General features: G+C 70.3%; 10 protein-coding genes. 9 read left to right on the top strand and 1 reads right to left on the bottom strand.

Annotation, left to right across the window (positions count from 1 at the left end; translation table 11 throughout):
* Nucleotides 1–90 precede the first annotated feature (90 nt).
* Nucleotides 91–1476, top strand: coding sequence for a glycine--tRNA ligase (locus DEJ31_RS16315; RefSeq protein WP_111045312.1), 1386 nt, complete (start codon nucleotides 91–93; stop codon nucleotides 1474–1476).
* A gap of 182 nt (nucleotides 1477–1658) precedes the next feature.
* Nucleotides 1659–2378, top strand: coding sequence for a DsbA family protein (locus tag DEJ31_RS16310; RefSeq protein WP_111045311.1), 720 nt, complete (start codon nucleotides 1659–1661; stop codon nucleotides 2376–2378).
* Between the two features lie 451 nt (nucleotides 2379–2829).
* On the opposite strand, the gene DEJ31_RS16305 is transcribed toward DEJ31_RS16310, so the two are convergent.
* The gene (locus DEJ31_RS16305; protein WP_110903158.1) at nucleotides 2830–3318 is read right to left on the bottom strand and encodes an aminoacyl-tRNA deacylase; all 489 of its coding nucleotides are present in this window, start codon (nucleotides 3316–3318) and stop codon (nucleotides 2830–2832) included.
* 47 nt (nucleotides 3319–3365) lie between these two features.
* On the opposite strand from DEJ31_RS16305, the gene dusB reads away from it, so the two are divergent.
* The 7 genes from dusB (at nucleotide 3366) to DEJ31_RS16270 (ending at nucleotide 13591) form a co-directional block, all read left to right on the top strand.
* Entirely contained in the window at nucleotides 3366–4520 is a 1155-nt protein-coding gene (dusB, locus tag DEJ31_RS16300) for a tRNA dihydrouridine synthase DusB (protein ID WP_110903159.1), read from the top strand.
* A complete protein-coding gene (locus DEJ31_RS16295) occupies nucleotides 4517–5797 on the top strand; it encodes a deoxyguanosinetriphosphate triphosphohydrolase (RefSeq protein WP_110903160.1) in 1281 nt (426 codons plus the stop codon). The genes dusB and DEJ31_RS16295 overlap by 4 nt, the downstream gene beginning before the upstream one ends.
* Before the next feature lie 66 nt (nucleotides 5798–5863).
* Nucleotides 5864–7786: a DNA primase gene (gene dnaG, locus DEJ31_RS16290; protein ID WP_111045308.1), complete on the top strand. Its 1923-nt coding sequence runs from the start codon at nucleotides 5864–5866 to the stop codon at nucleotides 7784–7786.
* Between the two features lie 312 nt (nucleotides 7787–8098).
* Complete coding sequence (locus DEJ31_RS16285) at nucleotides 8099–9718, top strand: ABC transporter substrate-binding protein (RefSeq protein ID WP_110903162.1); 1620 nt, start codon at nucleotides 8099–8101, stop codon at nucleotides 9716–9718.
* A 71-nt stretch (nucleotides 9719–9789) separates the two neighbouring features.
* Entirely contained in the window at nucleotides 9790–10887 is a 1098-nt protein-coding gene (locus DEJ31_RS16280) for an ABC transporter permease (RefSeq protein ID WP_110903163.1), read from the top strand.
* A gap of 2 nt (nucleotides 10888–10889) precedes the next feature.
* Complete coding sequence (locus DEJ31_RS16275; protein WP_110903164.1) at nucleotides 10890–11888, top strand: ABC transporter permease; 999 nt, start codon at nucleotides 10890–10892, stop codon at nucleotides 11886–11888.
* Nucleotides 11885–13591 carry an ABC transporter ATP-binding protein gene (locus DEJ31_RS16270; RefSeq protein ID WP_111122398.1) on the top strand — a complete coding sequence of 569 codons (1707 nt, stop codon included), beginning with the start codon at nucleotides 11885–11887 and terminating at the stop codon, nucleotides 13589–13591. Before DEJ31_RS16275 ends, DEJ31_RS16270 begins: the two co-directional genes overlap by 4 nt.
* The last annotated feature ends 99 nt before the right edge of the window (nucleotides 13592–13690 follow it).

The following is a 13690-nucleotide window of genomic DNA, read 5'->3' as shown; positions in this document are numbered from 1 at the left end:
CGACAGGCGGGATGGGCCTCCCGGGCCGCTAGCATTGCCGGGTCCGCCCGCAACACCGAGCACCCAGCTCGGCGAACACAGGAGCTCCACGTGGCACAGCCCTCCCGTCTCGACAGCGTCATCGCCCTGGCCAAGCGCCGTGGGTTCGTCTTCCAGTCGGGGGAGATCTACGGCGGATCCCGCTCCGCATGGGACTACGGGCCCCTCGGTGTGGAGCTCAAGGAGAACATCAAGCGCCAGTGGTGGCAGCGGTTCGTCCGCGGCCGCGGTGACATGGTCGGCCTGGACTCCGCCGTCATCCTGCCCCGCAAGGTGTGGGAGGCCTCCGGGCACGTCGCGACCTTCACCGACCCGCTCGTCGAGTGCCTGCACTGCCACCACCGCTTCCGCGAGGACCACCTGCTCGAGGCGTTCGAGGCGAAGAAGGGCCGCGCGCCCGAGGGTGGCATGGCTGAGATCGCCTGCCCGAACTGCGGCACCCGCGGCGAGTGGACCGAGCCCCGCGAGTTCAGCGGCATGCTCAAGACCTACCTCGGGCCGGTCGAGTCGGAGGAGGGCCTGAACTTCCTGCGCCCCGAGACCGCCCAGGGCATCTTCGTCGACTTCGCGCAGGTGGTCACGACCAGCCGCATGAAGCCCCCGTTCGGCATCGGTCAGGTCGGCAAGGCGTTCCGCAACGAGATCACACCGGGCAACTTCATCTTCCGCACCCGCGAGTTCGAGCAGATGGAGATCGAGTACTTCGTCCCGCCGGCCTCGGCCCAGGAGCACTACGAGCAGTGGATCGCCGACGCCGTCGCGTTCTACACCGACCTCGGCATCGACCCGGAGAACCTCCGCCGCTTCGACGTGCCGGACGGCGAGCGGGCGCACTACTCCGACGCGACCGCCGACATCGAGTACCGCTTCGGGTTCGCCGGCACCGAGTGGGGCGAGCTCATGGGCGTCGCGAACCGCACCGACTTCGACCTGAAGAACCACATCGAGGCGTCGGGGCAGGACCTCCGCTACTTCGACCAGGCCGCGAACGAGAAGTACGTGCCGTACGTCATCGAGCCGTCCTTCGGCCTGACTCGTGCGCTCATGGCGTTCCTGCTCGACTCCTACCACGAGGACGAGGCCCCGAACGCGAAGGGCGGCGTCGACAAGCGCACCGTGCTGCGCCTCGACCCGCGCCTGGCGCCCGTGAAGGCCGCGGTCCTGCCGCTGTCCCGCAACGAGCAGCTGTCGCCGGTCGCCCGCGGCCTGGCCGACGACCTGCGCAAGACCTGGAACGTGGACTTCGACGACGCCGGCGCGATCGGCCGTCGCTACCGGCGCCACGACGAGATCGGTACGCCGTTCTGCATCACGGTCGACTTCGACACGCTCGAGGACAAGGCCGTCACGGTGCGCGAGCGCGACACGATGAGCCAGGAGCGCGTCGGCCTCGACCGGCTGCAGGGCTTCCTGGCCGAGCGGCTGCTCGGCGCGTAGCGGCGCGGTCACGGCCGCGCGGTGCCGGTCGGACTCGCCCAACAGGAACCGCCCCGCGCCACGGGATCCCGTGGCGCGGGGCGGTTTCCGTTGTGCCCAGCCGGACGACGCCGTGCCGCCGTGCCGGCGTAGCGCCGTGTCGGCGCCGGGAATGCGCGGCACCGGCGCGCGTTGGGCTCAGCATGGACGACTCCGTGAAGGTCGATGTCTGGTCGGACATCGCCTGCCCCTGGTGCTACATCGGCAAGCGCAAGTTCGAAGCGGGCGTGTCCGCGTTCGGCGGCCCGGTCGAGGTCGAGTACCACTCCTTCGAACTCAGCCCGGACACCCCCGTCGACTTCGAGGGCACCGAGGCCGAGTTCCTCTCGCAGCACAAGGGCCTGCCGGTGCAGCAGGCGCAGCAGATGATCGACCAGGTCGCCGGCATCGCCGCCCAGGTCGACCTGCACTACGACTACGACGCCCTCCGCCACACGAACACGGTCAAGGCGCACCAGGTCATCCACCTCGCCAAGCAGCACGGCAAGCAGCTCGAGATGGTCGAACGCCTCTTCGCCGCGTACTTCGAGCGGGGCGAGCACGTCGGGCAGGACGAATCGCTGGCGGACCTCGCCGCCGAGGTCGGCATCGACCGCGACGAGGTGCTCGCCACCCTCCGCGAGGACAGCCAACTCGCCGCGGTCCGCGCCGACCAGTCCCAGGCGCAGGCGTACGGCATCAACGGCGTGCCGTTCTTCGTCATCGACGGCAAGTACGGCGTCTCGGGCGCGCAGGACCCGGCCGCGTTCGAGCAGGTCCTCCGCCAGGTGGTCGCGCTCCGCGAGTCGACGCCGCAGGAGGTCGCCGAGGCGGCCCAGCGCGCGGACGACGACGCGGCAGCGGATGCCGGGGCGACCCGATGACGGGCGCGACGGGTCCTGCGGGGCGTGAGTCGGGCCTCCCGGCCGGCCTGGGCGCACGCGAGCCGGTACCGACGCGTCGCGAAGCGGCGGGGCGGCCGAGCTCGTGGGGAGAGGGACGCCCCGCCCTGCTGACGTTGGTCACGCCGGGCGCCGCGCCCGTCTGCGAGGGCGACTCGTGCTTCGTGCCGGGCGCCGAGGGGGACTGGTCCGAGGTCCCGGACTGACGGCGTCCGCCGTCACCGTCCGCGACGCAGCACCTCGTTCGGCGTCTGCCGTCGCGGTACTCGACGCCGCGCCCCGTTCCGACGGGGCGCGACGTGCGTAGCGGGGCGCGACATGCGTAGCGGGGTGCGACATGCGTAGCGGCGGGCGATCGGTGCGACGTGCGCGGCGGGGCGTGACCGGTGCGACGTGCGCAGTGGGGCGCGACCGGCGCGCTGCGCGACGCCCGTCAAGGGCGGACGGGTTCCTCGTCGGTGATGTCGGCGACCGTCGCGCCGTAGGCGGCGACGAGGGCATCGCCGTCGACGAAGGCGCTCGCGCCGTGCCGCCCGGCACCGAGGGCGATCCGTCGCCCGAGCACCCGCTCGTCGGCGAAGACGGGCAGGTCACCGGTCGCGCCGATCGGGGTGATGGTGCCGCGCTCGTAGCCGCTCGCATCGAGGGCGGTCGCCGCATCGGGCATCGAGAGCTTGTTCACGCCGACGACCGTGCGGAGCTTCTTCCACGCGATGCTCCGCCCGCCGGGGACGAGCGCCAGCAGGAAGCCACCGTCGTGCCGCTTCACGACCAGGGTCTTCACGATGTCGCCGGGATCGATGCCGAGCAGTGCCGCGGCGCCCTCCAGCGAGTCGGCGGCAGGACGCTCGACGACCTGCACGTCGAGGCCGCGGGCGGCGGCGTCGGAGTCGAAGCGGGTGACGGCATCCGGAACGGTCATGTGGAGAACGCTACCCGCGGGCGACGACGTGGGAGAATGGGTGTCGTATGACGATCACACAAGCAGCAGCAGCACCACTGCGCATCGGCCCGATCCAGGTCGATGCGCCCGTCGTGCTCGCCCCGATGGCCGGCATCACGAACATGGCGTACCGCCGCCTCTGCCGTGAGTACGGCGCCGGGTTGTACGTGTGCGAGATGATCACGTCCCGTGCCCTGGTCGAGCGGACGCCCGAGTCGATGCGGCTCATCCGGCACCACGAGTCCGAGACGCCGCGGTCGATCCAGCTGTACGGCGTCGAGCCGAACACCGTCGCAGAAGCCGCCACGATCCTGGTCGGCGAAGACCGCGCGGACCACATCGACCTGAACTTCGGCTGCCCGGTGCCGAAGGTCACGCGGAAGGGCGGCGGAGCGGCACTGCCGTGGAAGCTCGACCTGTTCCGCGACCTCGTCACGAAGACCGTCAAGGCCGCAGGCGACGTCCCGGTCACCGTGAAGATGCGCAAGGGCATCGACGGTGACCACCTGACCTACCTCGACGCCGCCCGCATCGCGCGCGACGCCGGTGTCGCGAGCGTCGCGCTGCATGCCCGCACCGCCAACGAGCACTACTCCGGGCAGGCCGACTGGTCGGCGATCGCGACCCTCAAGGAGACGATCACCGACATCCCGGTCCTCGGCAACGGGGACATCTGGTCCGCCGCCGACGCCCTGCGGATGGTCGACGAGACCGGCTGCGACGGCGTGGTCGTCGGTCGTGGGTGCCTCGGCCGCCCGTGGCTGTTCGGCGACCTCGCGGCGGCGTTCCGTGGCGAGGACCTCCGTGCGGCGCCGAGCCTCGGCGACGTCGCGGTCGCCTTCCGTCGGCATGCCGAACTGCTCGTCGAGTTCTTCGAGTCGGAAGAGCACGGTTGCCGGGACATCCGGAAGCACGTGGCCTGGTACTTCAAGGGCTACCCGATCGGTGGCGAGGTCCGCTCCGGCCTGGCGATGGCCTCCAGCCTGCAGGAGATCGACGACCTGCTCGGCCAGCTCGACTGGGCCGCGCCCTACCCCGGCGCCGACGTCGAGGGCCCGCGTGGTCGTGCCGGTCACGCGAAGCGGACCGCGCTGCCGGACCGCTGGCTCGAGAGCCGCGACGTCGACTCGGAGTTCCGCAAGGTCCTGGCCGCCGCCGAGATGCACCACAGCGGCGGATGAGCGCCACCTCGTCGTACGGTCCGGCCGACGCCGACCGCTGGTTCCCCGAGGAACACGGCAACCGGCGGAGCGACTTCGCCCGCGACCGTGCCCGCCTGCTGCACTCCAGTGCGCTGCGACGTCTGGCCGCGAAGACCCAGGTGCTCAGCCCGACGACGGGCCTGGACTTCGCCCGGAACCGCCTGACGCACTCGCTCGAGGTCGCCCAGGTCGGGCGTGAGCTCGCCGACAGCCTGGGGCTCGATCCGGACGTCGTCGACACGGCATGCCTGGCGCACGACATCGGCCACCCACCGTTCGGCCACAACGGCGAGACCGCGGTCAACGCCTGGGCCGTCGGCATCGGCGGGTTCGAGGGCAACGCGCAGACCCTCCGACTGCTCACCCGGCTCGAGCCGAAGGTCTACGGCGACGACGGACGCGCCTACGGACTGAACCTGACGCGCGCTTCCCTGGACGCCAGCTGCAAGTACCCGTGGCCGGCGTCCCAGGGCGTCGGCGAAGCATCGTCCGGGCGCACGAAGTTCGGCTTCTACGACGACGACCACGAGGCGTTCGCCTGGCTCCGTGCCGGCGCACCCCGTCGGCAGCGCTGCATCGAGGCCCAGGTGATGGACCTGTCCGACGACATCGCGTACTCGGTGCACGACTTCGAGGACGCCGTGGTCGCGGGCTTCATCGACGTCGCAGCGCTCGGGGACCGGGTCGGCGAGAACGACATCGTCACCGCCATGCACGCGTGGGTGGGCGACGACCTCAGCCGCGACGAACTGCTCGAGGCGTTCGACCGGCTGCGTGGGATGTCGCTCTGGATGACCGCCTACGACGGCTCCCGGCAGGACCAGGCCCGTCTCAAGAACCTGACCAGTCAGCTCATCGGGCGGTTCGCCCGCACCGCGACGACCGCCACGCGGCAGGCGTACGCCTCCGGGTCGCTCGTCCGGTTCGCGGCGAGCGTGGTCACCCCGCCGGAGATCATCGGCGAGATCGCCGTCCTCAAGGGCATCGTCGCGGCATTCGTGATGACGCAGGGGGACCGACAGCCCGTCTACGAGGACCAGCGGCGGATCCTGACCGAGCTGCTCGACGCGATAGCCGCGCGCGAGGACTCGGCGCTCGAGCCCGGGTTCGCCGCCGACTGGCGCGCCGCCGGGGACGACGCCGGGCGACTCCGGGCCGTCGTCGACCAGGTCGCCAGCCTCACGGACCAGGGTGCCCTGGCGTGGCACAAGCGCCTGGTCGTGGGGGAGCGCGAGCCCGTCCACATCGCGGTCTGAGCCGTCGCCGACCACCGCCGTCCACGCCGGTCGGTCGTCGTCGGCGCGCCGAACTAGAATCGTCGGGTGGCAGGGCTGATCGCGCGGAACGACATCGACGAGGTCCGCGCGCGCGTCGACATCGCCGACGTCGTGGGCGACTACGTCACGCTGAAGTCCGCCGGCGTCGGCTCGCTCAAGGGCCTGTGCCCCTTCCACGACGAGCGCACCCCGTCGTTCCACGTCCGCCCCCAGGTCGGCCGGTACCACTGCTTCGGCTGTGGCGAGGACGGCGACGTCTTCAGCTTCCTGATGTCCCAGGACCACACGACCTTCCAGGAGGCCGTCGAGCGGATGGCCGCGAAGATCGGCTTCACGCTCCACTACGAAGAGGGCGACGGCCCCCGCACCGACTACAACGCCCGTGCCCGGCTGATCGCGGCGAACGAGGCCGCGCTGGCGTTCTTCACCGCGCAGCTGACCACGGCTGCCGCCGAGCCGGCACGCCGGTTCCTCGGGGAGCGCGGCTTCGACCCGGCCGCGGCGCAGCACTTCGGCGTCGGCTTCGCCCCCAAGTCGTTCGACGCGCTCAAGGACCACCTCCGCGGCCTGCGGTTCAGCATCGACGAGATCGTCGCCGCGGGGCTCGTCAGCCAGGGCGACCGCTCCCCGTACGACCGGTTCCGCGGACGCCTGATGTGGCCGATCCGCGACGTCACCGGGGCGACGATCGGCTTCGGCGCCCGTCGCCTGCTCGAGGACGACAAGGGCCCGAAGTACCTCAACACGCCGGAGACCCCGATCTACCACAAGAGCCAGGTGCTCTACGGGCTCGACCTGGCCCGCAAGGAGATCGCGAAGGGCAAGCAGGTCGTCATCGTCGAGGGCTACACCGACGTCATGGCGTGCCACCTCGCCGGCATCACCACCGCGGTCGCCACCTGTGGCACGTCGTTCGGCGTCGACCACATCAAGGTCCTCCGCCCGATGCTCGGCGACTCCGCCGGACAGCACGTCTCGCAGCTCGGGCAGATCGTGTTCACGTTCGACCCGGACGAGGCGGGGCAGCGCGCGGCCTCCCGCGCGTTCGCCGAGGAGCAGCGTTTCGCCTCGCAGACGTACGTCGCGGTCGCCCCGGGCGGGCTCGACCCGTGCGACCTCCGACTGGCCCGCGGGGACGACGCGATCCGCCGCCTGGTGGAGAACCGCCGCCCGATGTTCGAGTTCATGATCCGCCGCCGGCTCGACGGCCACGACCTGGACACGGTCGAGGGCCGGGTCGGCGGGCTCCGCGAGTGCGCACCCGTCATCGCGGACATCCGCGACCGGGCACTGGCCGACGGCTACATCCGGAACACCGCAGGGTGGCTCGGGATGGACATCGAGGACGTCCGCCGTGCGGTCGCCGCGGTCCGTCGTCGTCCGGCAGACGGCGCGCAGGGCTCTCGTGCGGGAGGCGCGTCCGGCGCCGGGCAGACCGGGTCCGGACACAACGGCGATGGTCCGGTCGTGCCCGAGGAACCGCAGGCGAGCATCCGGTCGCTGCCGGACGACCCGATCGCGCGGATGGAGCGCGACGCGGTGATGGCGATGGTGCAGCAGCCGCAGTCCGTCGGCGTCCCACTGCTCGCGCTGGCGGCGTCGGCGACGTTCTCGGCGCGCATGCTCTCGGTCGTCCGTGACGCCGTCATCGCGAACATCGACGCGGTGGGGGACCGGGCGTGGCTCGACAAGCTGCTCGGCGACGTACCGGCCCCGTTCCGATCACTCGTGCAGGAGCTCGCACTCGCACCGATCCCGGCCCGCTCGGACGAGGACCTGGCGATCTACTGCCGAGGCATCGTGGTCGCCCTGGTGGAACGCGACCTGCTCGCGCGGAAGGCATCGCTGCTCGGACAACTGCAGCGCACCGACCCGTCCGACCAGGAGCGTCGGGCAGATGTGCAGCGCCAGCTGATGGACCTCGACGCCCAGCGGATGCGGCTCCGCGCGGACACTCCCGGCGCCTGAGCGCGCCACGGCACCGCACCCTGCCGAGGAGCGTCGGGTGCGCTCGGGACGCCCGCGATCCCCGCGGAACCGAGGAGTTGCCCCACGCAACAGTCGACGTCGGGGCGCAAGGAAGCTGCGCGCCGCGCCGGACACACCGCCTCCGATCATGCGCTCGCAGGCGCGATCCTGCGTTACAGCGGTGTAAACAATCGGTCTCCGGTGCCTCCTGATGTCTGGCATGGTGTGACCATTGAACGTCCCTGCGACCGGACACAGCCCGTTCCACTCGGTCCCAGGACTCCTGCAACCACATCAGAGAGGCAATCGGACATGGCATCCGTTTCCACATGGGGCAAGCGCACCCTCGCACTCGGCGCCGGCGCCGCGGCGACCGCGCTCGTCCTCACCGGCTGCGCAGGCGGCACCAGCGGTGGCTCCGGCGACCTCGACGGCCTGATCATCGGCACGACCGACAAGATCACGTCGCTCGACCCGGCCGGCTCGTACGACAACGGCTCGTTCGCCGTGCAGAACCAGGTGTTCCCGTTCCTCATGAACACCCCGACGGGCAGCCCGGACGTCGAGCCGGACATCGCCACGAAGGCGGAGTTCACCGACCCGACCACGTACGAGGTCACCCTGAAGAAGGGTCTCGAGTTCGCGAACGGCAACAAGCTCACCTCGAGCGACGTCAAGTTCTCGTTCGAGCGTGACCTGAAGATCAAGAACGACAACGGCCCGTGGTCGCTGCTCGCGAACCTCAAGAGCATCGACACGCCGGACGCCACGACGGTCGTCTTCCACCTCGACCACGCCGACCAGACCTGGCCGCAGGTGCTCTCCAGCCCCGCCGGTCCGATCGTCGACGAGGACGTGTTCTCGGCGACGAAGCTCACCAGCGCGGACGACATCGTCAAGGGCAACGCCTTCGCCGGCCAGTACAAGATCACCTCCTACAAGGAGAACGACCTGATCGCGTACGAGGCGAACGACAAGTACGACGGTGTCCTCGACAAGGCGAAGACCAAGGACGTCACCGCCCAGTACTTCACCAAGGAGACCGACCTGAAGCTCGCGGTCCAGAAGGGCGACGTCGACGTGGCGTACCGCTCCCTGACCCCGACCGACATCTCGTCGCTCCGCAAGGACTCGAAGCTGCAGGTCATCGACGGCCCCGGCGGCGAGATCCGCTACGTGGTCTTCAACTTCAAGACGCAGCCCTTCGGCACCGGCCAGAGCGACGCCGACGACGCGAAGGCCCTGGCCGTGCGCCAGGCCGTCGCGGACGTCGTCGACCGTGACGAGCTCGCCAAGGAGGTCTACAACGACACCTACACGCCCGTCTACTCGATGGTGCCGGACGGTCTGACCGGTGCCGCGACGCCGTTCAAGTCGCTCTACGGTGACGGCAACGGTGCGCCGGACGTCGACAAGGCCAAGAAGACGCTGGCCGACGCCGGTGTCTCGGGCAAGATCGAGCTCGACATCCAGTACTCGCCGGACCACTACGGCTCGGCCTCGGACGACGAGTACGCCACGCTGAAGACCCAGCTCGAGGACTCCGGCCTGTTCACCGTGAACATCCAGTCGACGGTCTACACGACCTACGCCGTGGAGCGCACGAAGGACGCCTACCCGCTGTACCAGCTCGGTTGGTTCCCGGACTTCTCGGACGCCGACAACTACCTCTCGCCGTTCTTCACGAAGGACAACTTCGTGCAGAACCACTACGACGACCCGACCATCCAGGGTCTGATCGCCGACGAGCAGGAAGAGTCGGACGCCGACAAGCGTGCCGCGATCATCGAGAAGGCCCAGCAGCGTGAGGCCGAGCAGATCTCGACCCTCCCGCTCCTGCAGGGCAAGTCGGTCGCCGTGGCCGGCAAGGACGTCAAGGGTGTCACCCTCGACGCGTCCTTCAAGTTCCGCTACGGGACCATCACCAAGTAACCAGACGGACGGAAGGGGGCGCTCCCACGAGGGGCGCCCCCTCTCGGCGTCATGCGAAAGGCACAGACCCCGTGACCCTCACGAACCCCGAGGCGATCGAGACCGAGCCCACGAAACCCCAGGCACAGCGACGTGCCAAGGGACAGGGCGGCGGACTCGGCCGGTACATCCTCATCCGCTTCCTCCTGATCTTCCCGACCGTGTTCATCCTGGTGACACTGGTCTTCTTCCTGATGCGTGTCGTCGGGAACCCGATCACCGCCTCGGTCGGCGGGCGGCTCACGCCCACGCAGCTGCAGGAACGCCTGCACGCCGCCGGTTACGACCGCCCGGTGATCGTCCAGTACATCGAGTACCTCGGCCAGATCGTCCGCGGTGACTTCGGCTCGTCCGTCACCGACAACCGCCCGGTGACCGAGATCATCCTGCAGTACGGCGGCGCCACGGCGGAGCTGGTGTTCTACGCCCTCATCGTCGCCCTGGTGCTCGGCATCCCGCTCGGCATGCTCGCCGCCTACCTGCGCGACAAGTGGCCCGACGTGCTGCTCCGTGCCCTCGCGATCCTGACGTACGCCACGCCGGTGTTCTTCGGCGGCCTGCTGCTCAAGCTCGTCTTCTCGGTCTGGCTCGGGTGGTTGCCGCTCGGCGACCGGGCCTCGACCCGGGTGCAACTCATCCTGGACCGGATCGAGAACCCCACCGGGGTGTTCCTCATCGACGCGATCCGCACCGGCAACGGCCAGATCATCAGCGACGTCCTGCAGCACGCGGTCCTGCCGGCGCTGACGCTCGGCCTGCTGACCGCCGGCATCTTCCTCCGACTGGTGCGGGCGAACATGATCGGCTCCCTCGGGTCCGAGTACGTCGACGCCGCCCGCTCCCGGGGTGTGCGCGAGTCACGGCTCGTCCGGACGCACGCGTTCCGTCCGGCGCTCGTGCCGATCATCACCGTGATGGGGCTGCAGATCGCCATGCTGCTCGGCGGCTCGGTGCTCACCGAGACCACCTTCGGCTGGCGGGGGCTCGGGTTCGAGCTCAACCAGTACCTGTCCGCCCGTGACTTCGTCGCCGTGCAGGGCATCGTCGCGATGCTGGCGGTGATCGTCGCCGTCACGAACTTCGTCGTCGACGTCGTCGCGGCGCTCATCGACCCGAGAGTGAGGTTCTGACGATGTCCGACATCACCCTCGTCGACCGCCACGAGCCGCTGTGGAAGCGGCTCCCCGTCGTCGTCCAGCTCCGTCGGAGCACCGGGTGGCAACGCGCCATGCTCATCGTCGGCGTGGTCATCTGCGCCCTCTACCTGCTCGTCGCGGTCTTCGCCCCGCTCATCGCGCCGTACGGCTTCGGTGACCAGCAGGGTGCCGACGGCGTGAACTTCCCCCGCACCGGCGCCCCGAGCGCCGAGCACATCTGGGGCACCACCGTCGGCGGCCTCGACGTGTTCAGTCGCGTCATCTACGGCGCGCGCACCGCGGTGCTCGTCGTCATCGTCGCGGTGGTGGTCTCCATCGCGATCGGCGTCGTCCTCGGCATGGTCTCCGGGTACATCGGCGGCTGGCTCGACCGCGTGCTCGTGGTCGTCGCCGACGCGATCTACGCGTTCCCGTCGCTGCTGCTCGCCATCGTCGTCTCGATCGTGGTCTCCGGCGGAAACTCGAACTACTGGGGTGGCATCACGGCGGCGGCGATCTCGATCACCGTCGTCTACATCCCGCAGTACTTCCGGGTGGTCCGTGCCGAGGCCGTGCGCCTGAAGAACGACGCCTTCGTCGAGTCCGCCCGGGTCATCGGCACGAACCCGTGGCGCATCATGACGCGGCACGTGCTCCGGAACTCGACCCGGTCGCTGCCGCTGATCCTCACCCTGAACGCAAGTGACGCGGTGCTGACCCTGGCCGGCCTCGGCTTCCTCGGGTTCGGCATCGGCCCGACCCAGGGTGCCGAGTGGGGCTACGACCTCAGCCGTGCACTGTCCGACGTCGCGAGCGGCGTCTGGTGGACCGGCGTGTTCCCCGGTGTCGCCATCGTGCTGCTCGTCCTCGGTGTGACGTTCATCGGTGAGAGCCTCAACGACATCTCCGATCCCCGCCTGCGCGCACGCCGGCGGTTGAAGCAGCTGGTCTCCACGCGCGACAAGGCGACCAACGCGGAAGGGGCAGCAGCATGAGCAACGCATCCACGGGCCTCCAGCCCGACACCGGCCGCACCGCGGCCGACCCGGTCGTCGTCGTCGACGACCTCACCGTCACCTTCGCGACCGACGGCGGCGCCGTGGACGCGGTCAAGGGCGTCAGCATCGACGTCCGCCCCGGCGAGGTCCTCGCGCTGGTCGGCGAGTCCGGCTCGGGCAAGTCGGTCACGGCGCGGAGCATGCTCCGGTTGATGCCCGAGACCGCGACGCTCGGTGGTGCGGTCCTGCTCGACGGCACCGACGTCGTCGCGGTGGGTTCCCAGAAGCTGCGTGAGTTGCGCGGCACCGCCGGCGCGATGGTCTTCCAGGAACCGTCCACGGCGCTCAACCCGGTGTTCACGGTCGGGTGGCAGATCGCCGAGGGGCTGCGCGCACACGGCGGTGTCTCCAAGAAGGAGGCCCGCGCGAAGGCGATCGACTACCTGCGCCGTGTCGGCATCCCCGACCCGGAGACGCGCGTCGACCACTACCCGCACCAGTTCTCCGGCGGACAGAAGCAGCGCGTCGTCATCGCCAGCGCGCTCGCCCTCGAGCCCAGCGTGATCATCGCCGACGAGCCGACCACCGCCCTCGACGTGACGGTGCAGGCCGAGATCCTCGACCTGCTCCGCCGCTGCCGCGACGAGTTCGGCGCGGCGATCGTCATCATCACGCACAACATGGGCGTGGTCGCCGACCTGGCCGACCGCGTCGCCGTGATGTACCAGGGCGAGGTCGTCGAGGAGGCCCCCGTGGAGCAGCTCTTCGCCGCCCCGCAGGCCGATTACACGAAGCGCCTGCTGGCTGCCGTCCCCCGGCTCGAGGCATCGACCGGCGTGGCCCGTCGTGCCCTCATCACCGAGGACATCGAGCCGGTCGTGTCCGCGAAGGGGCTCGAGATCGAGTACCCGGGGCGGCTCGGCTCACCCGCCTTCCGCGCGGTCAAGGGCGTCGACCTGGCGATCCGGCCTGGTGAGGTCCTCGGCCTGGTGGGGGAGTCCGGCTCGGGCAAGACCACCATCGGTCGCGCCATCGCCGGCCTGACGAAGATCACCGGCGGCTCGCTCAACGTCCTGGGCACCGAGATGCTCGGGTACAAGGAGCGTGACTTCAAGCGGCTGCGGAAGGACATCGGGTTCGTCTTCCAGGACCCGGCGACCTCCTTCAACCCGCTGCTGACGATCGCCGAGTGCGTCGCCGAGCCGCTCGTCGTGCACGGGGTCGCCTCGTCGCCGCGTGCCGCGCGCAAACAGGTGGACGAGCTGATGGAGGCCGTGCAGCTGCCCGCCGCGTACGGCGACCGGTACCCGCACGAGCTCTCCGGCGGACAGCGGCAGCGTGCCTCGCTCGCGCGGTCGCTGGCGCTCCGGCCGAAGCTGCTCATCGCCGACGAGCCGACGAGTGCGCTCGACGTGTCGGTCCAGGCGCGCGTGCTGGAGCTGTTCCTCGAGCTCCAGCAGGACTTCGGCTTCGCGTCGCTGTTCATCAGCCACGACCTCGCCGTCGTCGGTGCACTGTCCGACCGGATCGCCGTGCTGTACCGCGGTGACCTGGTCGAGACCGGCACCACGGCCGAGGTGCTCGGCGCCCCGCAGCACCCGTACACGCGGCGGCTGCTCGCCTCGCTGCCGGTGCCGGACCCGACGGAGCAGGCCGAGCGACGGCGTACGCTGGAGCGACTGGAGCAGGCCGGGGCCTGACCGACGGTGACACACCGTCGGGTGCACCCCGACCAGCCAGGAGGCCCGGCCACGTCCGCGACGCACGTCGCGCGGACGAATGGTCCGGGCCTCCCGTCC

The sequence above is a fragment of the Curtobacterium sp. MCPF17_031 genome (genome assembly GCF_003234035.1).
GTDB lineage: Bacteria > Actinomycetota > Actinomycetes > Actinomycetales > Microbacteriaceae > Curtobacterium.
The sequence above is the reverse complement of the archived record's forward strand: the minus strand, read 5'-3'. Positions and strand labels throughout refer to the sequence as shown.

What these genes read in the sequence shown, in the direction of transcription:
- DEJ31_RS16310 (WP_111045311.1), top strand. Translation starts at nt 1,659, where the DNA reads ATGGACGACTCCGTGAAGGTCGATGTCTGGTCGGACATCGCCTGCCCC.
- DEJ31_RS16305 (WP_110903158.1), bottom strand. Translation starts at nt 3,318, where the DNA reads ATGACCGTTCCGGATGCCGTCACCCGCTTCGACTCCGACGCCGCCGCC.
- dusB (WP_110903159.1), top strand. Translation starts at nt 3,366, where the DNA reads ATGACGATCACACAAGCAGCAGCAGCACCACTGCGCATCGGCCCGATC.
- DEJ31_RS16295 (WP_110903160.1), top strand. Translation starts at nt 4,517, where the DNA reads ATGAGCGCCACCTCGTCGTACGGTCCGGCCGACGCCGACCGCTGGTTC.
- DEJ31_RS16285 (WP_110903162.1), top strand. Translation starts at nt 8,099, where the DNA reads ATGGCATCCGTTTCCACATGGGGCAAGCGCACCCTCGCACTCGGCGCC.
- DEJ31_RS16275 (WP_110903164.1), top strand. Translation starts at nt 10,890, where the DNA reads ATGTCCGACATCACCCTCGTCGACCGCCACGAGCCGCTGTGGAAGCGG.
- DEJ31_RS16270 (WP_111122398.1), top strand. Translation starts at nt 11,885, where the DNA reads ATGAGCAACGCATCCACGGGCCTCCAGCCCGACACCGGCCGCACCGCG.